Here is a 19,194-nt window from a genome sequence, read left to right as displayed (position 1 = left end):
CAACTCGCGGGCCAGGTCGGCCTGGCCCAGGTTGTGGTAGCGCAGCAGTGCTTTGAGCTTGAGCATCACGCACCTCCTACGACGGAAAGGGTTGGTCGGCGGGTGAAGGCGGCGCGCAGGCTGGCCTCGACGCTATCGAGGGCTTCTTCCTGGATGCCGGCCGGGTGGTGCTGGCTAAGCCAGGCGTAGTGCTCCGGGCTCCAGTCGGTGAGGCGGTACAGGCCGAACTCGAAATCAACACCCAACAAGCCGAGGAAGAAACCCATGGCTGAGCAAATCCAAGTCCCTGAAGGCTTCCGCCTCGACGCCCAGGGCCGTCACGTACCTGAATCCATGATCAAACCGCTCGACCTGATGCGCGACGAACTGGTGATGGCCATCGTCGGCAAGACCCAGGAACTCAACCTGGCGCTGGTCGACTTCAAGGCCAAGGTTTTCGGTGAGGTCGACGCCCTGGTGGCAGTCGCGGCCGACGAGTACGGCGCCAAGCTGGGCGGCGCCAAGGGCAACGTCACGCTGTTCAGCTATGACGGCCGCTACAAGGTGGTGCGGGCCAAGGCGGACAACATCCGCTTCGACGAGCGCCTGCAGGGCGCCAAGGCCCTGATCGACGAATGCCTGCAGGAGTGGGTGAAGGGCTCGCGCCCCGAGATCATCACCCTGATCAACGACGCCTTCAAAGTCGACCAGGCCGGCAACATCCGCACCGGCAGCGTCCTCGCACTGCGCCGCCTGGAGATCACAGACGAACGCTGGATTCGCGCCATGCAGGCCATTAGCGACGCGGTCACCGTGGTCACCACCAGCTCCTACGTCCGCGTGTACGAGCGTGTCGGTGATACCGACCGGTACGAGCCCATCAGCCTCGACATTGCGAAGGTGTGACCATGGCACTTTCTACCGAAGACCGCGCGCGCCTGATTGATCGCCTGGATCGTAGCTTCCAGGCCATGCCGCGCTGGGTAAAGACCGCGACCAAGCATGCGATGGGGGCGCCTTCGCACCATCCCGCAACCGGCAAGAAGTTCGAGAGCTTCCGTGAGGTCATCGAGGCGGCTGCCGACGAGACACTGCTGATCCTCAAGGAGGACTTCGAGGACAACGACGATCTGGCGCCGGAGGTTCTGCAATGAAGACCCTCATTCACTTCAAGGACAGCGGCCAAGACTTCCTACGCTGGGCTGTCGACGAGAACGGCACAGTCATCGACTGCTGGCCCTTCCAGGCCGATGTCTGGAAAGGGCTAAAGGTCACCAACCTGGCAAAACTGAAGGTAGGCGGCGTCGTTGAATACAACCATCACGGGCGCAGCGGCTGCATCAGCCACCTGGTGACCGGCGTTGTTCCGCTGGCACCGGTGGAAGTCAGCGTGAGATTGGACGGCGATGGCTATGCCACCAATACCGTCCGAGGCAAGCGCGCCAGCTGCACCTATGACGCCTCGCTGGCCGTAGAGCGGCTGGGCGACAAGCTGTTCCCTGGTTACCACCTCATCATCGAGCGCCTGCCTTGCACGGCAGTAGGCCGTTTGTACGGCAAATGGCGTATCGAACCAGCGGGGGCCATCTAAATGAGCCTGCTCAACGGGAAAGACACCGAAACCACCACGCTCCTGCACGTCATCCAGGCTGCAGAGGCGAGTCAATCCAACCACTTCGAACTGATCAGCCTGGGTCTCGACAGCGGGCGCGATCTGATCCTGGTTGCCGTCCTGGCTGATGACCTGGACGCCACCCGTCGAGTGCTCGAAGGGTTGCAGGATCTGCAGGAGGTGCGCTGATGGGACACCCAATCTTTCACGAGGCCCCCTCCAGGGACATGACCAAGGCTCAGGAGCGCCAAGCCGAGCTGGATGCGCAGGTCGAAGCCTTCCTGGCCAAGGGCGGCGAGATCAAGGCCTTCGACAACTTCCGCCGTCCTATCGAGAGTGGGCCCTGGCGCTCTAAGTCGATCAGCCCGGAGCAGCAGAAGCCAGTCCAGGCTGCGCCCATCAAGGCGAAACCGGCCAAGCCCGCCGCTCCTGTGAAGGCAAAGCCGGTACCGGAGGTGCCAGCCGAACCGGTGGTAGTGGCTACTATCGACCTCAGTGCCGAGCTGCGCGCCTTGCGCAAGCAGACTGCAGCCATCAACCGCCGCCTCAATCGCCTGAGCTGCTCTATGGGTGGTCGCGCATGAGTATCTCGAAAGGCGTACTCGGCAAGATCCACATCGCCAAGGGCCAACTGGGCATGGATGACGACAGCTATCGCGCACTGCTGCGCCGCGTGGCCGGAGTCGAGTCGGCAAAAGACCTCAACACCCGCCAGGCCGGCCGGCTGATGGTCGAGCTGGAGCGCCTGGGCTTCAAACCGAAGCCCAGCGGCAAGGCGAAGGGCAAGCCGCACAACTTCGCCCAGCTGTCCGGCGAGATCGAGGTGATCGAGGCTCAGCTCACCAACATGGGCCTGCCCTGGAGCTATGCCGATGCGATCGCCAAGCGCCAGTTCGGCGTAGAGAAGGTCGCATGGCTGAAAACGCCCAAGCAGCTAACGGCGGTGCTGGCGGCGTTGCACGTCGAGCAGGAGAAGCGCGAGCTGCTCCACCAGGTGGAAACCCTGTGCAAGGAGCTGGGTGTGACTGATCCAGAACGGGTAGACGGTTTGGAAGCCCTGCCGAAGGGGTGGAAGCGCCAGCGTCCAATTCTCAAGGCACTGGTGGGTGCCCTCAATAACCTGGTCATCGCGCGGAGGGGCGACTGATGCAGCTGCAATGCCCATGCTGCGGTGAGCAGTTTCCGATCGAGGCCGGCTTCGCAGACGCGGACGGCAAGAAGCTGGCGGCAATGCTTGCCGGCCTCGATCCGAGGCTCGGCCGGGCGGTGCTCAACTACCTGCGCCTGTTCAGCCCGGCCAAGCGCGGCCTGCGCATGACCCGCGCCATCAAGCTGCTGGAGGAGCTGCTCGACCTGGTCAACGCCGGCACGGTGCAAAAGGACGCCCGCACCAACGATTCCAAGCCGGCGCCGCCCAGGATCTGGACGGCCGGCATCGAGCAGATGCTGATCGCCCGCGATCGCCTGTCGCTGCCACTCGATAACCACAACTACCTGCGCACGGTGGTCTATGGCATCGCCAGCGACCCCGCCCAGGCCCAAGCCGCCGCTCCGGCCAAGCCGGCCCGCGCGGCTGCCACCACTCAACAGATCCTGCAGGACGCCCTCGGCCGCATCGAAGCCGATCGCCGCCTGGGCCTTATTAATGAAGAGGAAGCCGAACGCCGCATCGCAGCGGCAAGGGGGAACGCATGAGCGCAAGGCCAACAGCGATGGCGGAGAAGCGCCACGAACTACTCAGCGATATCGCCGACCACGTTGCGGCAGTTGTTGCAGAGCACGGGGTCGATGCGGCGATCGCCGAGCAGGCCGGCGCGGCGGTGGTCGAGCATTTGTCCAATACCTGGGCGGGAAGCTGCGTCACGTTCCCAAAGGACTTCCGCTGGCGTATCACTCAGCGGGATCTGGAGATCCTGGGCAAATTCAACGGCCGCAACCACCACGCGCTGGCCGTTGAGTACGACATGACAGAGAATGCGATCTACAAGCTACTCAAGAGAACGCAGGACAGGAAGTTCGACCGCGATCAGCACAAACTCGACCTCGGCGACGGCCTGTAACCCCGGCCGCCGCCGTTTCACCTACGGCAACACTGTTACAAACCCCATCCCGCTATTTTCCCCTTCGTTCCTTTATATCCCGCCTTTATCGCGCTTTCCCTGTCATATCTTTCTCAAGCCTGCACAGCGTTAAAAACAGGCTCGGACTGCTCATTTACAACTCGTAAAGTCGAGCGCGACTCCGACCGGTCCTCGCCTGTTTTTGCGGGGCCGCCAACGGTATTGCGCTGACTGCCTCGCCAACGTTTTTTAACGGCCTGCTAGATATTCAGCAGCAGGTAGTGGTCCGCCAGCAAAGCGATGAACAGCAGGAACAGGTACCAGATACTGTACTTGAAGGTGTTGATCGCCGCGTGCGGTTTGCTGTCACGGTACAGCACCCAGGCCCAGTGCAGGAAGCGCGCGCCCAGCAGCAGGGCGCAGACCAGGTAGAGCGGCCCGCTCATGTGAATGGCGTAGGGCAGCAGGGTCACGGCGAACATCACCAGGGTGTAGAGCAGGATGTGCACCTTGGTGTAGTGCTCGCCATGGGTGACCGGCAGCATGGGGATGTCGGCCTTGGCGTATTCGGCCTTGCGATGGATCGCCAGCGCCCAGAAGTGCGGCGGAGTCCAGGCGAAGATGATCAGCACCAGCAGCAGCGGCTCGGCGCTCAGGTGCCCGGTCACCGCCACCCAGCCGAGCAACGGCGGCGCAGCGCCGGCCAAACCGCCGATGACGATGTTCTGCGGCGTGGCGCGCTTGAGAAAGCCGGTGTAGATCACCGCATAGCCCAGTAGCGAAGCGAGGGTGAGCCAGGCCGCCAGCTGGTTGGTGAACAGCAGCAACAGCCCCATGCCGGCAGTGGCCAGCAGCAACGCGAAGGCTATCGCCGCCGCCGGCGAAACCCGCCCGGCAGTGACCGGACGTTTGTGCGTACGCGCCATGATCGAGTCGATGCGCCGGTCCACCACGTGGTTGACCGCCGCCGCCGCGCCAGCGCAAAGGCCGATGCCCAGGTTGCCGAACAGCAGCACGGTCCAGGGCACCCCGGCACGGGTGGCGAGGAACATGCCCACCAGCGAGGTGATCAGCATCAGCATCACCACCCGCGGTTTGGTCAACTCCAGATAGTCGCGCCAGGTGGCGTGTTCGGAGTGGGCTCGTAGCACTGTAGCCATGGCGTTTCTCCTTATGCGTTATGCGCCCTGTTCTTGCAGACGCCGAGCGCTGCCCAAGGTTCGCTGTACTTTCACTGGCGCCGGGGCGCGCAGGCGGTAATTGACCAGCACCAGCGTCAGCAACAGCGCCGCGCCGCCGGCGTTGTGCGCGACGGCCACCAGCAGCGGCAGATGGAAGATCACGTTGCTGATGCCCAGGCCCACCTGCACGGCCAGCGCCAGCAGCAGCAGACCGGCCAGGCGCGACAGCTTGGCCGCGTGCAGACGCCAGGCCAGCAGCAGCAGCGCCAAGGTCACCAGCAAGGCGCCGATACGGTGGCTCATGTGGATCGCGGTGCGCGCGTCGCTGTCGAGCTGCCCGCCCAGGTAGTTGGGGCCGATGTGCTGGGTCAGGTGAAAGCCCTTGCCGAAATCCATCGCCGGCCACCATTCGCCGTGGCAGGTGGGCAGATCGACGCAGGCCACCGCAGCGTAGTTGGAGCTGACCCAGCCGCCGAGGGCGATCTGCCCGATCACCAGCAGCAGGCAGGCGGCGGCCAGCGCCCGCAGGCGCATGGGCAGTTGCAGCGGCGCGAGGCGCCCGGACAGGCGCAGGGTGAGCAGCGCCAGCAGGCTGAGGGTGGCGAAGCCGCCCAGCAGATGGGCGGTGACGATCTGCGGCCAGAGCTTGAGGGTCACCGTCCACATGCCGAAGGCGGCCTGCACGATCACCAGTGCCAGGATCGCCAGCGGCAGTTTGAGCGGCTGCGTCGCATCGCCACGGCGGCGCACGGCCTGCACCGCCATGCCCAGGATCACCAGCCCGAGGGCACCGGCGAAGTAGCGATGGATCATCTCGTACCAGCCCTTGGCGACCTCCACCGGCGCCTCCGGGAAACGCGCCTCGGCGATGGCCTGCTTGTGCTCGCTCATCGGCACGCCGAGAAAGCCATAGCAGCCGGGCCAGTCGGGGCAACCCAGGCCGGCATGGGTCAGCCGGGTGTAGGCGCCGAGCAGCACCACCACGGCGGCCAGCAGGGTCGCGAACAGGGCGAGGCGGTATCCGGGTTTATGCATGTGGAATCCTTAGCAGGCGATCGCCTGCACAGCCGTTCAACCGATCTTGGAAATCTTCAGCAGGTAACGCAGGTCGTCGAGGATCGCCTTGCCCCTGCTGCCGGCGGGATAACGCAGCACCAGGTTGCCATGCGGGTCGATCAGCCATAGCTGCGCCCCGGGGAGCGCCTGCACGGCGCGCTCGTAAGCCTGCGGGTCCAGTTGGTAACGCCCCAGACGCGGGTATTCGCGCTTGAGGGTGGCGTCGTATTCGGCCGGCAATGGCTCGGCCAGCGCCAGTCCGTGGCTCGCCCGCGCCGTTTCGCGGTTGAGGCCGATCTGGATCTGCCGCGCCAGATAGACCAGCTCGCGGCAGTCGGCCTCGCATGCGCCCGGCGCCGTGACCAGAATCTGCCAGAGCGGCTGCACCTCGCCCTGCACGCCGAGATCGCTCAAGGTTCGCCCGTCGCCGATCAGCACCCCGTGGTAGCTGCGCGCCTCCGGCACCCAGAAACGCCATTGGTACATGGCGCTGGCCAGCAGCATCGGGCCGATGGCGACGGCCAGCAGGAGCAGCAACTGCAGGCGGCCGCGCGTCTTGCGCGGAGTTGCCTCAGGCATGGCGATGGCTGGGTTCATGACGACTCTCCCGTGCATTGTGGATTCCGAGATAGATGAACAGGCCAAGCAGCGCGGCCGCCAGGGCGAACCACTGCACCGCATAACCCAGGTGTTTGCTCGGGCTCATGGCCACCACCGGCCAGTCGACCCGATAGCTGGCCGGACCGTCCTCCAGCCGCGCTTCGAACGGCAGGCCACCGCGGCCCAGTTGCTGCCACAGATTTTCGGCCTCGACCTGGGTGATCAGCCGCGGCCAGCCTTCGGTCGCCGCACCGGAACGCAGGTTCAGACCGCCGGAGGGCGCCACGTAGACCCAGGCCGTGAGCTGCAGCACGCCATCGGGAGTGTCGAAGCGCGGCGTGGTGCGCCGGTCGGGCCAGGGCAGCCAGCCGCGGTTGAGCAATACCCAGAGGCCGCTGGGCTGGTCGTAGAAGGGTTGCAGCAACTCGACGCCGGCATGGCCGTCGCGGATGCGGCTGTCCAGCAGCAGGCTGTGCTCGCTATCGAAGTGTCCACGCAGCTGGACGCGGCGGTAGGCGGGATCACGCATGGGCTCGAGCTGTTCGAGACTGATCGGCTCGGCCTGGCGCCGCGCCTCGAAGCTTGCCAGTAGCGCGCGCTTCTCCTCGCCGCGCTGCAGTTGCCAGACGCCCAGCCACAGCAGGCCGGGCAGCAGCAGGGCAACCAGCAGGCTGGGCAGCCAACCGGGACGGAAGGCGTTCATCGCACCCTGCCGTTACGATCGGGGTTGCTGGCTATACTGCACTGCATCACTCAAATCCCCCGGAGTCTCGCATGCTCAAGGCCGCGATCATCCTCATGCTGCTGGCCACCATCGCCAGCCTGTTCAGCGGCCTGTTCTTCCTGGTCAAGGACGAAGGCCATGGTTACCGCGTGGTCGGCGCGCTGACTGTCCGTGTCGGCCTGACCGCCATCACCGTTGCCCTGGTCGCCTGGGGCTTCTACTCAGGGCAACTGGTCTCTCATGTCACCTGGTAAGGCCCCCGCTACAGCACGTAGACGAAGACGAACAGCCCCAGCCAGACCACATCGACGAAGTGCCAGTACCAGGCGGCCGCCTCGAAGCCAAAGTGCTGATCGGCACTGAAATGCCCGCGCATGATGCGCACCAGCATCACGATCAGAATGATGGTCCCCAGCGTCACGTGCGCCCCGTGGAAGCCGGTGAGCATGAAGAAGGTCGCGCCATAGATGCCTGAGCCCAGGGTCAGCCCCAGCTCGGTGTAGGCCTCGATGTACTCCTCGACCTGGAAGAACAGGAACGCCAGGGCGAGCACGATGGTTGCCGCCAGCCAGGCCTTGAGCGGGCCACGATGGTTCTTCTTCAGCGCATGGTGAGCGAAGGTGATGGTGAAGCTGGAGGACACCAGCAGGATGGTGTTGACCAGCGGCAGATGCCAGGGGTCGATCACCGCGCTGGGCGGCGGGAACAACTTGGAGTCGGGGTTCTGCAGCAGCGGCCAGCTGTATTCGAAGCCCTCCCAGAGCATGTTGGCGATGCCCTTGGAACCTTCACCGCCGAGCCAGGGCCCGGACCACATGCGGATATAGAACAGCGCACCGAAGAAGGCGGCGAAGAACATCACCTCGGAAAAGATGAACCAGCTCATGCCCCAGCGGAACGAGCGGTCCATCTGTGCGCTGTACAGCCCGGCACGGCTTTCCTTGATCACGTTGCCGAACCAGCCGAACAGCATCCAGGCCAGGATCAGCCCACCGACGAAGAAGATCAGCGGGCCGTTGGAGCCTTCGCGGCCCGCCGACAGATCGTTGAACCAGGTGCCGACACCGTAGAAGCTGACCAGCAGACCGATGGTGGCGACGATAGGCCACTTGCTCTGCGCCGGTACGTAATAGTTCTCGTGACTTTCGTGACTCGACATTGTTGTTCTCCTTATGGAGCCTGTGCCACTGGCGGTTTGCGCACGGTGATATCGAACAGGGTGTAGCCCAAGGTCAGGTGCTTCACGTCCTTGGGCAGGTCTCTGTCGACGATGAAACGCACCGGCATCTCGATGCGCTCGCCCGGTTGCAGCACCTGCTGGGTGAAGCAGAAGCACTCGGTCTTGTGGAAGAAGGCCGCCGCCTTGGAGGGCGATACGCTGGGAATGGCCTGCGCGGTCATGGGTTGGTCGCTGGGGTTGTAGGCGACGAACAGCATGTCGCGCGACTCGCCGGGATGGACCAGGAGTTCGTCGGCCTGCGGGCCGAACTCCCAGACCATGCCGGCGGCGTTGGTGGCGAGAAACTGCACGCGCACCTGGCGCTGCTCATCCACCAACTGCTCGCCCTGGTAGGCCCCGGCCGTCTTGCCGTTGATGCCGAACACCCGGCACATGGCGTCGTAGAACGGCGGCAGGACGAAGATGCCGAAGCAGAACATCACCACCACCACGACCAGCAGGCGGGTGACCAGACGACGAGTGGCGATGACCTCGCTCACGACAGACCTCCTACTTCACTTCCGGTGGGGTGCTGAAGGTGTGATAGGGCGCCGGCGAAGGCACCGTCCACTCCAGCCCGTCGGCACCATCCCAGGGCTTGGCCGGGGCCGGTTTGCCGCCACGGATGCACTTGATGACGATGAACAGGAACAGCAGCTGGGTCGCTCCGAACAGGAAGGCACCGATGCTCGACACCATGTTGAAGTTGGCGAACATCATGTTGTAGTCGGGAATGCGACGCGGCATGCCGGCCAGGCCGACGAAGTGCATGGGGAAGAACGCCAGGTTCATGCCGATGAAGCTCATCCAGAAGTGCAGCTTGGCCAGGGTTTCGTCGTACATGTGGCCGGTCCACTTCGGCAGCCAGTAGTAGGCCGAGGCGAAGATGCCGAAGATCGCCCCAGGCACCAGCACGTAGTGGAAGTGCGCCACCACGAAGTAGGTGTCGTGGTACTGGAAGTCCGCCGGAGCGATGGCCAGCATCAGCCCGGAGAAGCCGCCGATGGTGAACAGGATGACGAAGGCCACCGAGAACAGCATCGGCGCCTCGAAGGTCATCGAGCCCTGCCACATGGTGCTGGCCCAGTTGAATACCTTCACCCCGGTGGGCACGGCGATCAGCATGGTGGCGTACATGAAGAACAGCTCGCCGGTCAGCGGGATGCCGACGGTGAACATGTGGTGCGCCCAGACGATGAACGACAGGAAGGCGATCGCCGCGGTGGCGTAGACCATCGAGGTGTAGCCGAACAGCGGCTTGCGCGCGAAGGCAGGGATGATTGAGCTGACCGCGCCGAAGGCGGGCAGGATCATGATGTACACCTCGGGGTGGCCGAAGAACCAGAACACGTGCTGGAACAGGACCGGATCACCACCGCCAGCGGCATTGAAGAAGCTGGTGCCGAAGTGGATGTCCATCAGCATCATGGTCACGCAGCCAGCCAGTACCGGCATCACCGCGATCAGCAGGAAGGCGGTGATCAGCCAGGTCCAGACGAACAGCGGCATCTTCATCAGGGTCATGCCGGGGGCGCGCAGGTTGAGGATGGTGGCGACCACGTTGATCGCCCCCATGATCGAACTGATGCCCATCAGGTGCACGGCGAAGATGAAGAAGGTGGTGCTCTCCGGCCCGTAGGTGGTCGACAGCGGCGCGTAGAAGGTCCAACCGAAGTTCGGCCCGCCACCTTCCATGAACAGCGTCGAGACCAGCAGGCCGAAGGCCGCCGGCAGCAGCCAGAAGCTGAAGTTGTTCATCCGCGGCAGGGCCATGTCCGGCGCGCCGATCATCAGCGGGATCATCCAGTTGGCCAGGCCGACGAAAGCCGGCATCACCGCGCCGAAGACCATGATCAGGCCGTGCATGGTGGTCATCTGGTTGAAGAACTCTGGCTGCACGATCTGCAGACCCGGCTGGAACAGCTCGGCACGGATGACCATGGCCATCGAGCCGCCCAGCAGGAACATGCAGAAGCTGAACCACAGGTACATCGTGCCGATGTCCTTGTGGTTGGTGGTCAGCACCCAGCGCATCAGGCCCTTGGCCGGGCCATGGTGGTGGTCAGTATGACCGTGGTCGATCACTGCACTCATGTCCTTACTCCTGAGCCTTCGAGAAGTCGAGAATGTCCTTGGGCGTGACCATGTCACCGACCTTGTTGCCCCAGGCGTTGCGCTCGTAGGTGATGATGGCGGCCAGGTCGACCGGCGACAGCTGCTTGCCGAAGGCGGCCATGGAGGTGCCCGGCTTGCCGTTGTAGACGATGTCGATATGGCCCTCGGCCGGGCCCATGGCGATGGCCGAACCCTTGAGTGCCGGGAACATCGGCGGCAGTCCCTCGCCACCGGGCTGGTGGCAGGCGGCGCAGGCGGTGAGGTAGGCCTTCTCGCCACGCGCCATCAGCTCTTCCATGGTCCATTCCTTGCTGGTCAGCTCACGCTCGGCGGCGGCGGCCTCCTTGCGTTCGGCCAGCCAGACGGCGAAGTCCTCCTTGGACTTGGCTTCGACCACCACCGGCATGAAGCCGTGGTCCTTGCCGCACAGCTCGGTGCACTGGCCACGGTAGATGCCGGGCTCCTCGATGCGCGTCCAGGACTCGTTGATGAAGCCGGGGATGGCGTCCTTCTTCACTGCCAGCGCCGGCACCCACCAGGAGTGGATCACGTCGGCGGCGGTGATCAAAAAGCGCACCTTGGTGCCGACCGGCACCACCAGCGGCTCGTCCACCTCCAGCAGGTAGTGCTCGCCCTTGGCTTCGCGGTTGTTGATCTGGCTACGCGGCGTGGACATGTTGCTGAAGAACTCCACGTCCTGGCCCAGGTACTTGTAGTGCCATTTCCACTGGTAGCCGGTGACCTGGATATCCAGCTCGGACTCGGAGGTGTCGTAGATCTCGATCAGCGTCTTGGTCGCCGGGATCGCCATCAGCACCAGAATGGCCAATGGCACGACGGTCCAGAGAATTTCCACCGTGGTGCTTTCGTGGAAGTGCGCGGGCTCCTGCCCGGTGGAGCGGCGGTGCATGATCATCGACCAGAACATGGCGCCGAAGACGATCACGCCGATCACGACGCAGATCCAGAAGATGGTCATGTGCAGATCGAAGACGGAGCGGCTGACCTCGGTAACACCGGGTGCCATGTTCACCGTCCACTGGGCATGCGCCGAGCCTAATGCCAGCCACAGCAGGAGGCCCATCCAGACTCGTGGATGTCGCATCATTGCGGGTTCCCCTTGATTGTTCTTGTTATCCCGCCGGCTGAGCCTGCGGCTAAGGGATCGACTGCCGTACGGCACGATCGCGCCCGGCTTACTGCCCACGCGATCACGCTCAACTGCTGGCGACTGCTGTCGAAACCTCTCCGTGCCTTGGCCCGTCCGGTTCCATCAGGTACTGCCTTTCGAACTCGAGTATAGACGGCGAGTTTCACCTCGCAACGTGCACGCGAAAATGGCCGAAGGCTCGCAAGCCTTGTCCTAAACGCCGCGGCTGACGCGGCCTGGAGCGCAATCACGACAGGGCCATATAGCGAGCTCGCATAAGTATGAAAAAGTTATGACAATCGCGTCTTAGCCGACCGTAGGAGCCGGCTAAGGTTCACGTCCATGTCCTGAATTGTGGGAGCAGTCATGAACACCGCCGCCGTCCGCCAGTCCATCGCCCAGGCGCAACAACACGAAATCAGCAGCCAGGCCCTTGCCCGGTTTCTGCAGGCCCAGCTCGAACGCCTGCACCCGTCCATTCGCCTGCCCGAGGAGGACGCGCCGGGCGCCCTGAGCGCGTTCGTCAGCGCCTATATCGAGCAGGTGCCCGAGGTACTCGACGCCGCGGTGGAGGTCGCGCGGGAGGCCGGCATCGAGGATGCGGTCAAGCCCGTGCTGAAGATTGCCGAGCATTTCTTCCTCCAGCCGCCGCCGCTGATCGATGGCCATGAGGGGCTCGAAGGGCTGCTCGACGAGGCCTACCTGGCGCACCGCCTGGTGGAGGAGGTCAACGACCGCTACATCACCCACCTGGGCCAGCCGCTGATTCCGCTGGATACCACTCGCGCCAATCTGATCGCCCACCAGTTGATTGGCGAACCCTTCGCCAACCAGCTCGACGAAGCGGTGCATCACGCGCTGGCCGGCATGCTCGACGATGCCAGCTTCGATCAGCCTTCCGTGCAGGCCTACCGCGAACGCCTGGCCGCGCCGGATACCGTTTCGGCCTGGCGGCGCTGGCCCTGCCTGTCGCAGCAGTTGGGCCTGGAGCTGCAGCTCAAGGCGTGATCAGCAGCAGGATCAGCGACAGGGTCAGCAGCGAGCCGAGGGTCGAGAACAGAATGGCCCGCGACACCAGCGCGGCCTGGCGCTGGTAATACTCGGCCAGCATGAAGGGGCCGGTGCCGGTGGGCAGCGCACTGAGCAGCAAGGCGGCGTGAGCCCAGAACGGCGGCAGGTCGAGCAGCACGAAGGCGATGAACCAGGTCACCAGTGGCTGCAGCACCAGCTTGAGCGCCACCAGCGGCCAGGCGCCCTTGGCCGGGCCGCTCTGCCGCTGCGCCAGGAACAGGCCCAGCGACACCAGCGCGCAGGGCACGGTCGCCGCGCCGAGCAGGCGCAGGAACTCGTCCAGCGCCGGCGCGAGTGACAGGCCGCCGAACGACCAGAGCGCGCCGAGCACCGGCGCCACCACCAGCGGGTTCTTCAGCAGCGCCAGGCTGACCTGGGCAATCGCTCCGCCCAGGCCCTTCTGGCTCTGCAGCCCTACCTCGATGCACACCACCGCCAGTGCGAACAGCAGGCAGACGACGATGAGCGAGGCGATCAGGGCAGGCGCCATGCCGTCTTCGCCGAGCACCAGCACGCACAGCGGAATGCCGATGTAACCGGTGTTGGCGTAGCCGGCGCTGAGTCCGTCGATGCTGGCGTCGACCAGGCTGCCGGTGGTTTTCCAGCGGTAGGCCAGGGTGAGCAGAAACACCGCCAGGGTGCCGCCGGTGAACGCCAGCAGGAAACCGGGCTGCCAGATGTGCGCCCAGTCGGCCTTGGCCGTCAGGCTGAAGAGCAGGGCGGGCAGGCCGAGCCAGACCACGAAGCGGTTCATCTCCGAGGCAGCGGTCGGTCCCAGGCGATTGCTGCGGCGACAGATATAGCCGACCAGAATCAGACCGAAGATCGGCAACAGGACGTTGAGAACGGTGGACATCGGGCTACGCCAGCAACGGGGGAGGGCCGAGACTAGGCGGCCGCGCCGCTCAGGGCAAGCGTCTGCCTGTGATCCGGGCCGGGCGAAGCGCGTCTAGCACTGACCTGCCGGGAAGCTGCCCGGCGCCGTCGCGAGCCCGAACATGCAAGCGCTGTTGACTGAAATCCTCGACGAGGTCCGCCCGCTGATCGGCCAGGGCAAGGTGGCCGACTACATTCCCGCGCTAGCCGGCGTGGTGCCCGATCAGCTGGGCATCGCCGTGTACGGCAACGATGGCCAGTTGCACGTGGCCGGCGATGCGCGCACGCCGTTTTCGATCCAGAGCATTTCCAAGGTGTTCAGCCTGGTGCAGGCCATCGGCCACAGTGGCGAGGCCATCTGGCAGCGCCTCGGGCACGAGCCGTCCGGGCAGCCGTTCAATTCGCTGGTGCAGCTGGAATTCGAGCGTGGCAAACCGCGCAACCCGTTCATCAACGCCGGCGCCCTGGTCATCTGCGACATCAACCAGTCGCGCTATGCCGCACCGGCGCTGTCGATGCGCGACTTCGTAAGGCGCCTGTCGGGCAACCCAGAGGTGACGGTGGACAACCACGTCGCCGAATCGGAATACCAGCACCGTGCGCGCAACGCCGCGGCGGCCTACCTGATGCAGTCGTTCGGCAATTTCCACAACGAGGTGGAGGCGGTGCTGCGCAGCTACTTCAGCTGCTGCGCGCTGCGCATGAGCTGCGTGGACCTGGCGCGTGCCTTCGGCTTTCTGGCCAACCAGGGTTTCTGCCAGCACAGCGGCGAGCAGATTCTCTCGCCGCGACAGAGCAAGCAGATCAACGCCATCATGGCCACCAGCGGGCTGTACGACGAAGCGGGCAACTTCGCCTACCGCGTCGGCCTGCCCGGCAAGAGCGGCGTCGGTGGCGGCATCGTCGCGGTGGTGCCGGGGCAGTTCAGCGTGTGCGTGTGGTCGCCGGAACTCAATGCAGCCGGTAATTCCCTGGCCGGGATCAAGGCACTGGAACTGCTCAGCGAACGCATCGGCTGGTCGGTGTTCTGATTCGATAGGCTAAGGTCGCAGCAGGCCGCACCGTCGTGCGGCCACCGTGCCAAAGACCAGGAGTGCCCATGTCGATGCCCGCATACCATATGTTCGCCGCTGCGCCCGCACCGGTCGCACCGTTTTCTCACGCCTGCGAAGCCGATGGCTGGGTGTTCATCACCGGTCAGCTGCCCATCGATCCGGGCAATGAAGCGGCGCCCCTGCCCGAGGGCATCGAGGCGCAGACGCACAAGACCTTCGACAACCTGCTGGTGGTGCTCGAGGGGCTCGGCCTGGGGCTGGAGAACGTGGTCTCGGCGCGCGCCTTCCTCACCGATTTCTATGGCGACTACGCGCGCTTCAATGCGGTGTACGCCAGCTACTTCCCCGAAGACAAACGCCCGGCGCGCACCTGCATCGGCACCACGGGCCTGGCGCGGCATGCGCTGGTGGAGATCGACTTCATCGCCAGGCGGCCGTGACAGGCAGCTAGAGCAGCTTGCGGTACTGCACGAAGCCCGAGCGCTCGCCAATGCGCTCGTAGAGCAGCATGGCCTGGCTGTTGCTCTCATGAGTCAGCCAGTGCACCCGCGAGCAGCCGGCTTCACGCGCCTGGTCATAGACGTGCTGGATCAGCTGGCGGCCGACGCCACTGCTGCGCTGGCCCTTGGCGACGAACAGGTCCTGCAGGTAGCAGTAGTCGCCGACCGTCCAGGTCGAGCGATGGATGACCCAGTGGACCAGGCCGACCGCCTCGCCATCCTGCCAGGCCAGGGCAGCGCCCATGGGCTCGGCCGGGTCGAGAAAGCGCTGCCAGGTCACGGCGCTGGCCTCGGCCGGGATGTCGGTCATGTAGAAGCGCTGGTAGCCCTGCCACAGCGGCAGCCAGGCCTCGTGATCGGCGGCACTGACGGGACGGATCTCGAGACTCATGGCTTGCCTCCTGGCTGGACGTGAGGGTTCAGTCGCTCATCTCACCACAGAGATCGCGCGCCAGCCAGTGTTCGACCTCGGCCTGCGTCAACCCGGCGCCGAGCAGGGCGAACAGCTTGCCCAGCGCCGCCTCGCGGGTCATACCGCCGCAGGACACCAGGCCGGCCTCGGCCAGTCGGCTGCCGGCGGCGTACACGCCGAACTGCACGTGCCCCTGCGGGCACTGGCTGATCGCCGCCAGCACCACGCCGCGCGCGTGCGCCTCGTGCAGGACGGCCATCAGCTCGGCATCGCCGGCCGGGCCGGTGCCGCTGCCGTAGCATTCCAGCAGCAGACCCTGTATGCCGCTTTCCAGCAGGGCGCGCAGGTGCGACGCCTGCAGCGCCGGATGCAGCGGCAGCACCGCCAGGTTCGCCGCCTGCCGCGGCTGGCGATAGTCGATGCGCGCATCGATGGCGGCGCGCTCGGCCTGGCGCAGGCGCGGCAGCACCTGGAAGGCGTCGAAGGCATCGCTGCGCAGCTTGGAGCAGCGCGCGCCATGCAGCAGCTGGCCATTGAAGTACAGGTGCACGCCCGGCTGCACGCCGCGGTGCAATGCACGCAACGCGCCGAACAGATTGGGCCAGGCATCGCCGCCCGCCACGCCGGCCGGCTGCATGGCGCCGGTGAGCAGCACCGGCACGTCCAGACCGAGCAGCAGGAAGCTCAGCGCCGCAGCGCTGTAGGCCAGGGTATCGGTGCCATGCAGCACCAGTACGGCGTCGTGCCCCTCCTGCTCGACCGCGGCGACGATCTGGTCGCGCAGGGCCAGCCAGTGGCCGGGGTTCATGTTGGCGCTGTCGATCAGCGGCAGCAGCTCGCGGAACTGCCAGTTCGGCAGCTCGCCGGTATTCTCGCTGGCCTGCTGGGCACGCATGCGCGCCTCGAAGCCGGAAGCCGGAGCCAGGCCGTCCGCGCTCATCTGCATGCCAATGGTCCCGCCGGTGTACAGCACCAGCAGGTTTTCTGGGGTCGCCATGGGCTCTCCTCGCAAATCACGGGCAAGAAAAAGGCTATGTCGCGCCTTGCCTGACGGCCCGCCTGCGCGGGGCGTAGCTACGCCAAGGGCGGAGCAGGCTTCAACAGGAACATAGCCAAGAAAAAGGGGGCCTGGGCCCCCTCCTTCCGTATCAGGTCAACTCAACGCTGGTGCACGCGGTCGCCGATCTCGGCCTGATCCGCCACCGGCTTGCTCGCCTGGGCGCCCCAGACGCTGGGGTCGAGGTCCAGATCGGCGAACTGCTTGGCGTCGAACACCGGCGAGTCCACGCCAGCCTTGATCTGGCTATCGTAGTCGCGCATCAGGCGCAGGCCCACCTTGAACAGCAGCGCCAGGGCGATGAGGTTGGCGATGGCCAGCAGGCCCATGGTCACGTCGGCGAAGGCGAACACGGTGCCCAGATCCTGCACCGAACCCCACAGCACCAGACCGACCACCAGCACGCGGTAGATCATCACCGGGCCGCGCTTCTGGCTGAAGAAGCCCAGGGCGTTCTCGCCGAGGTAGTAGTTGTAGATCAGGGTGGTGAAGACGAACAGCAGCAGCGCCAGGCTGATGAACACCCGGCCCCACTCACCGACCACGGCGGCCACGGCGCTCTGGGTCAGGACCACACCGGCCTGCTCCATGCCCGGCTGATAGACGCCGGACAGCAGGATGATCAGCGCGGTGCAGCTGCACAGGATCAGGGTGTCGATGAACACGCTGAGCGACTGCACGATGCCCTGCGCGACCGGGTGCTTGACCTCGGCGACGGCGGCCACGTTGGGCGCGCTGCCCAGGCCGGCCTCGTTGGAGAACAGGCCGCGCTTGACCCCCATGATGATGGCCGCACCGATGCCGCCGGCGAAGGCCGGCTCGAGGCCGAAGGCGCTCTTGACGATCAGGGCGAAGGTGGCCGGCACTTCGCTGATGTTCATGCCGATCACCAGCACGGCCATGCCGATGTAGGAGAAGGCCATGACCGGTACCAGCACGTCGGCGAACTGGGCGATGCGCTTGATGCCGCCGAAGATGATCAAACCGATCACCACGGTCAGGGCAATGCCGCTGGCCAGGGTCGGGACGCCGAAGGTGTCGTGCAGCGAGCTGGCCACGGTGAAGGACTGCACGGCGTTGAAGCCGAAGCCGAAGGTCACCAGCAGCAGGATCGACACGAGGATGCCCAACCAGCGCTGACCGAGGCCATGCTGAATGTAGAACGCCGGGCCGCCGCGGTAGCCGCCGTCGGCTTCGCGGCGCTTGTACAGCTGCGCCAGGGAGCACTCGAAGTAGCTGGTGGCCATGCCAACCAGCGCCACCACCCACATCCAGAAGATCGCGCCCGGGCCACCGAGCATGATGGCCACCGATACGCCGGCGATGTTGCCGGCACCGACGCGGCCGGCCACCGACAGCATCAGGGCCTGGAACGAGCTGAGCTGACCGGGCTGACGCTGGAAGGCTTCGCGGAAGATGCGGAACATGTTGCCGAAATAGCGGAACTGCACGAAGCGCGAGGCGATGCTGAAGTACAGACCGAGACCGATCAGCATCACGATCAGCAGCTTGCTCCAGATAAGGTCATTGAGAAGATCGAGCATGGGAGGCTTTCTCTCTTGTTTTTCTGAATGGGAATGCGGCCCCGCCGGGCGGCTGGCGAATGGTTGGCGATGTGGCCGGACCGGACAATTTCGCAGGTCGCGGCGATCTGACGCGAGTTGATGCTAGAATCGCGACACCCGCATCATTCAGAACGTCCATATGTCCGATTCCCTCGGCAGCAACCTCAAACTGCTGTGCAGCCATTACCGCTCGATTGCCGAGGTCTGCCGCAAGCTCTCGATCAACCGCGCGCAGTTCAATCGCTACCTGGCCGGGCAGAGCCGACCCACCGCGCACAACCTCAAACGCATCTGCGACTTCTTCGGCGTCGAACCCTTCGAACTGAGCATGCCGGCCGAGCAGTTCGCCCGCCTGATCGGCGCCCGCAGCGGCGATACGCAGGTGCAAGGCGGCAGCGATCCGCTGCTGGAGCTGTTCGACCCGCTGCGCCAGCAGGCCAGCCCCATGGGGCGCTACTGCGGCTACTACTTCGAGTACTCCAACTGCATGTCGGTTCCGGGCCACGTCCTGCTGTCGCTGGTGCACCTGCGCGAGGAGCGCGGCAACTACCTGTTCGAGCGTCAGGAACGCCAGGAGCGCCAGGAACACACCCGCGGCGGCGCCGAGGACTGGGTGCGCTGCCGCTATCTGGGCGCGGCCTTCTTCCTGCAGGACCGCCTGTTTCTGGTGGACTACGAGTCGCTGACCGGCAACGAGATCAGCCAGACCATCCTCATCCCCAGCTTCAAGAGCCGCATCACACGACTCAACGGCATCAAGACCGGCGTTTCCAGCGGCGACCGGCGCACGCCGGCCTGCACCCGCGTGGTCTGGCAGTACCTGGGCAACGAGATCAACCGGGTCAACGCCTACCGCCAGCTGATGCTCTACGCGCCGGACGATGCGCGTATCGACGACGACATCCGCCAGCGCCTGGGCGGCGCGCAGCTGCGTGACGGATTGTTCGAGATGGAGTAGGGCG

General features: G+C 65.1%; 26 protein-coding genes. 13 read left to right on the top strand and 13 right to left on the bottom strand.

The features are described from left to right. Positions 1-65: 65 nt before the first annotated feature. The gene (locus tag L1F06_RS00660) at positions 66-266 is read right to left on the bottom strand and encodes a hypothetical protein (protein ID WP_129483238.1); all 201 of its coding nucleotides are present in this window, start codon (positions 264-266) and stop codon (positions 66-68) included. On the opposite strand from L1F06_RS00660, the gene L1F06_RS00655 reads away from it, so the two are divergent. The 8 genes from L1F06_RS00655 to L1F06_RS00620 are packed head-to-tail and all read left to right on the top strand — an operon-like array spanning position 265 to position 3,651. Then, positions 265-885, top strand: coding sequence for a DUF3164 family protein (locus L1F06_RS00655; RefSeq protein ID WP_129483237.1), 621 nt, complete (start codon positions 265-267; stop codon positions 883-885). The genes L1F06_RS00660 and L1F06_RS00655 overlap by 2 nt on opposite strands. A gap of 2 nt (positions 886-887) precedes the next feature. Further along, a complete protein-coding gene (locus L1F06_RS00650; protein WP_129483236.1) occupies positions 888-1,133 on the top strand; it encodes a hypothetical protein in 246 nt (81 codons plus the stop codon). Further along, the gene (locus L1F06_RS00645) at positions 1,130-1,570 is read left to right on the top strand and encodes a hypothetical protein (protein ID WP_129483235.1); all 441 of its coding nucleotides are present in this window, start codon (positions 1,130-1,132) and stop codon (positions 1,568-1,570) included. The genes L1F06_RS00650 and L1F06_RS00645 overlap by 4 nt, the downstream gene beginning before the upstream one ends. Beyond that, complete coding sequence (locus L1F06_RS00640) at positions 1,571-1,780, top strand: hypothetical protein (RefSeq protein WP_129483234.1); 210 nt, start codon at positions 1,571-1,573, stop codon at positions 1,778-1,780. Continuing rightward, positions 1,780-2,175, top strand: a complete 396-nt coding sequence (locus L1F06_RS00635) for a hypothetical protein (protein WP_129483233.1) — start codon at positions 1,780-1,782, stop codon at positions 2,173-2,175. The genes L1F06_RS00640 and L1F06_RS00635 overlap by 1 nt, the downstream gene beginning before the upstream one ends. Then, on the top strand, positions 2,172-2,738 hold the full coding sequence (locus tag L1F06_RS00630) for a gp16 family protein (protein WP_129483232.1): 567 nt from the start codon (positions 2,172-2,174) through the stop codon (positions 2,736-2,738). The genes L1F06_RS00635 and L1F06_RS00630 overlap by 4 nt, the downstream gene beginning before the upstream one ends. Further along, positions 2,738-3,286: an HI_1489 N-terminal domain-containing protein gene (locus L1F06_RS00625; RefSeq protein WP_129483231.1), complete on the top strand. Its 549-nt coding sequence runs from the start codon at positions 2,738-2,740 to the stop codon at positions 3,284-3,286. Before L1F06_RS00630 ends, L1F06_RS00625 begins: the two co-directional genes overlap by 1 nt. Further along, entirely contained in the window at positions 3,283-3,651 is a 369-nt protein-coding gene (locus L1F06_RS00620) for a Mor transcription activator family protein (protein WP_252576714.1), read from the top strand. The genes L1F06_RS00625 and L1F06_RS00620 overlap by 4 nt, the downstream gene beginning before the upstream one ends. A 260-nt stretch (positions 3,652-3,911) precedes the next feature. On the opposite strand, the gene cyoE is transcribed toward L1F06_RS00620, so the two are convergent. From cyoE to L1F06_RS00600, 4 genes are read right to left on the bottom strand one after another with little or no spacing between them, the layout of a single operon-like run. Then, complete coding sequence (gene cyoE, locus L1F06_RS00615; RefSeq protein ID WP_003242169.1) at positions 3,912-4,811, bottom strand: heme o synthase; 900 nt, start codon at positions 4,809-4,811, stop codon at positions 3,912-3,914. An 18-nt stretch (positions 4,812-4,829) separates the two neighbouring features. Then, positions 4,830-5,867, bottom strand: a complete 1,038-nt coding sequence (locus tag L1F06_RS00610) for a COX15/CtaA family protein (RefSeq protein ID WP_003242167.1) — start codon at positions 5,865-5,867, stop codon at positions 4,830-4,832. 36 nt (positions 5,868-5,903) lie between these two features. Beyond that, positions 5,904-6,485 (bottom strand): PA_0111/PP_0108 family redox-active disulfide protein, encoded by a 582-nt coding sequence (locus tag L1F06_RS00605; RefSeq protein WP_129483229.1) that lies wholly within the window; start codon positions 6,483-6,485, stop codon positions 5,904-5,906. Next, complete coding sequence (locus tag L1F06_RS00600; RefSeq protein WP_129483228.1) at positions 6,460-7,191, bottom strand: SURF1 family protein; 732 nt, start codon at positions 7,189-7,191, stop codon at positions 6,460-6,462. The genes L1F06_RS00605 and L1F06_RS00600 overlap by 26 nt, the downstream gene beginning before the upstream one ends. Before the next feature lie 71 nt (positions 7,192-7,262). Between L1F06_RS00600 and L1F06_RS00595 the strand changes: the two genes are divergently transcribed. Next, on the top strand, positions 7,263-7,466 hold the full coding sequence (locus L1F06_RS00595; protein WP_129483227.1) for a twin transmembrane helix small protein: 204 nt from the start codon (positions 7,263-7,265) through the stop codon (positions 7,464-7,466). A gap of 8 nt (positions 7,467-7,474) precedes the next feature. Here the strand turns inward: L1F06_RS00595 and L1F06_RS00590 are convergent, their stop codons facing one another. From L1F06_RS00590 to coxB, 4 genes are read right to left on the bottom strand one after another with little or no spacing between them, the layout of a single operon-like run. Further along, complete coding sequence (locus L1F06_RS00590) at positions 7,475-8,371, bottom strand: cytochrome c oxidase subunit 3 (protein ID WP_003242159.1); 897 nt, start codon at positions 8,369-8,371, stop codon at positions 7,475-7,477. An 11-nt stretch (positions 8,372-8,382) separates the two neighbouring features. Continuing rightward, entirely contained in the window at positions 8,383-8,931 is a 549-nt protein-coding gene (locus tag L1F06_RS00585) for a cytochrome c oxidase assembly protein (protein WP_011920469.1), read from the bottom strand. A 10-nt stretch (positions 8,932-8,941) separates the two neighbouring features. Then, a complete protein-coding gene (gene ctaD, locus L1F06_RS00580; RefSeq protein WP_003242155.1) occupies positions 8,942-10,525 on the bottom strand; it encodes a cytochrome c oxidase subunit I in 1,584 nt (527 codons plus the stop codon). Between the two features lie 4 nt (positions 10,526-10,529). Beyond that, complete coding sequence (coxB, locus tag L1F06_RS00575; RefSeq protein WP_003242153.1) at positions 10,530-11,654, bottom strand: cytochrome c oxidase subunit II; 1,125 nt, start codon at positions 11,652-11,654, stop codon at positions 10,530-10,532. A gap of 408 nt (positions 11,655-12,062) precedes the next feature. Here coxB and L1F06_RS00570 point away from each other — a divergent pair, with 408 nt between their 5' ends. Then, a complete protein-coding gene (locus L1F06_RS00570) occupies positions 12,063-12,704 on the top strand; it encodes a hypothetical protein (protein ID WP_129483226.1) in 642 nt (213 codons plus the stop codon). On the opposite strand, the gene L1F06_RS00565 is transcribed toward L1F06_RS00570, so the two are convergent. Then, positions 12,694-13,623 carry an AEC family transporter gene (locus L1F06_RS00565; protein WP_003242149.1) on the bottom strand — a complete coding sequence of 310 codons (930 nt, stop codon included), beginning with the start codon at positions 13,621-13,623 and terminating at the stop codon, positions 12,694-12,696. The two genes, L1F06_RS00570 and L1F06_RS00565, sit on opposite strands and share 11 nt — an antisense overlap. A 142-nt stretch (positions 13,624-13,765) precedes the next feature. Here L1F06_RS00565 and glsB point away from each other — a divergent pair, with 142 nt between their 5' ends. Both glsB and L1F06_RS00555 read left to right on the top strand, forming a co-directional pair. Continuing rightward, a complete protein-coding gene (gene glsB, locus L1F06_RS00560; RefSeq protein ID WP_003242147.1) occupies positions 13,766-14,674 on the top strand; it encodes a glutaminase B in 909 nt (302 codons plus the stop codon). Between the two features lie 68 nt (positions 14,675-14,742). Beyond that, positions 14,743-15,138 (top strand): RidA family protein, encoded by a 396-nt coding sequence (locus L1F06_RS00555; RefSeq protein ID WP_096824977.1) that lies wholly within the window; start codon positions 14,743-14,745, stop codon positions 15,136-15,138. Between the two features lie 7 nt (positions 15,139-15,145). Here the strand turns inward: L1F06_RS00555 and L1F06_RS00550 are convergent, their stop codons facing one another. The 3 genes from L1F06_RS00550 to L1F06_RS00540 all read right to left on the bottom strand — a co-directional run bounded on the left by L1F06_RS00550 (position 15,146) and on the right by L1F06_RS00540 (position 18,211). Further along, positions 15,146-15,589, bottom strand: a complete 444-nt coding sequence (locus tag L1F06_RS00550) for a GNAT family N-acetyltransferase (protein WP_003242143.1) — start codon at positions 15,587-15,589, stop codon at positions 15,146-15,148. A gap of 28 nt (positions 15,590-15,617) precedes the next feature. Beyond that, positions 15,618-16,607 (bottom strand): asparaginase, encoded by a 990-nt coding sequence (locus tag L1F06_RS00545; protein WP_003242141.1) that lies wholly within the window; start codon positions 16,605-16,607, stop codon positions 15,618-15,620. A gap of 161 nt (positions 16,608-16,768) precedes the next feature. Next, a complete protein-coding gene (locus L1F06_RS00540; protein ID WP_096824979.1) occupies positions 16,769-18,211 on the bottom strand; it encodes an alanine/glycine:cation symporter family protein in 1,443 nt (480 codons plus the stop codon). A gap of 160 nt (positions 18,212-18,371) precedes the next feature. Here L1F06_RS00540 and L1F06_RS00535 point away from each other — a divergent pair, with 160 nt between their 5' ends. Then, positions 18,372-19,190, top strand: a complete 819-nt coding sequence (locus L1F06_RS00535; protein ID WP_129483225.1) for a helix-turn-helix domain-containing protein — start codon at positions 18,372-18,374, stop codon at positions 19,188-19,190. The last annotated feature ends 4 nt before the right edge of the window (positions 19,191-19,194 follow it).

It is taken from the genome of Pseudomonas hydrolytica (assembly GCF_021495345.1).
Taxonomy (GTDB): Bacteria; Pseudomonadota; Gammaproteobacteria; order Pseudomonadales; family Pseudomonadaceae; genus Aquipseudomonas; species Aquipseudomonas hydrolytica.
Note: the sequence above shows the minus strand (reverse complement) of the source record. Positions and strands in the feature narration are given on the sequence as shown.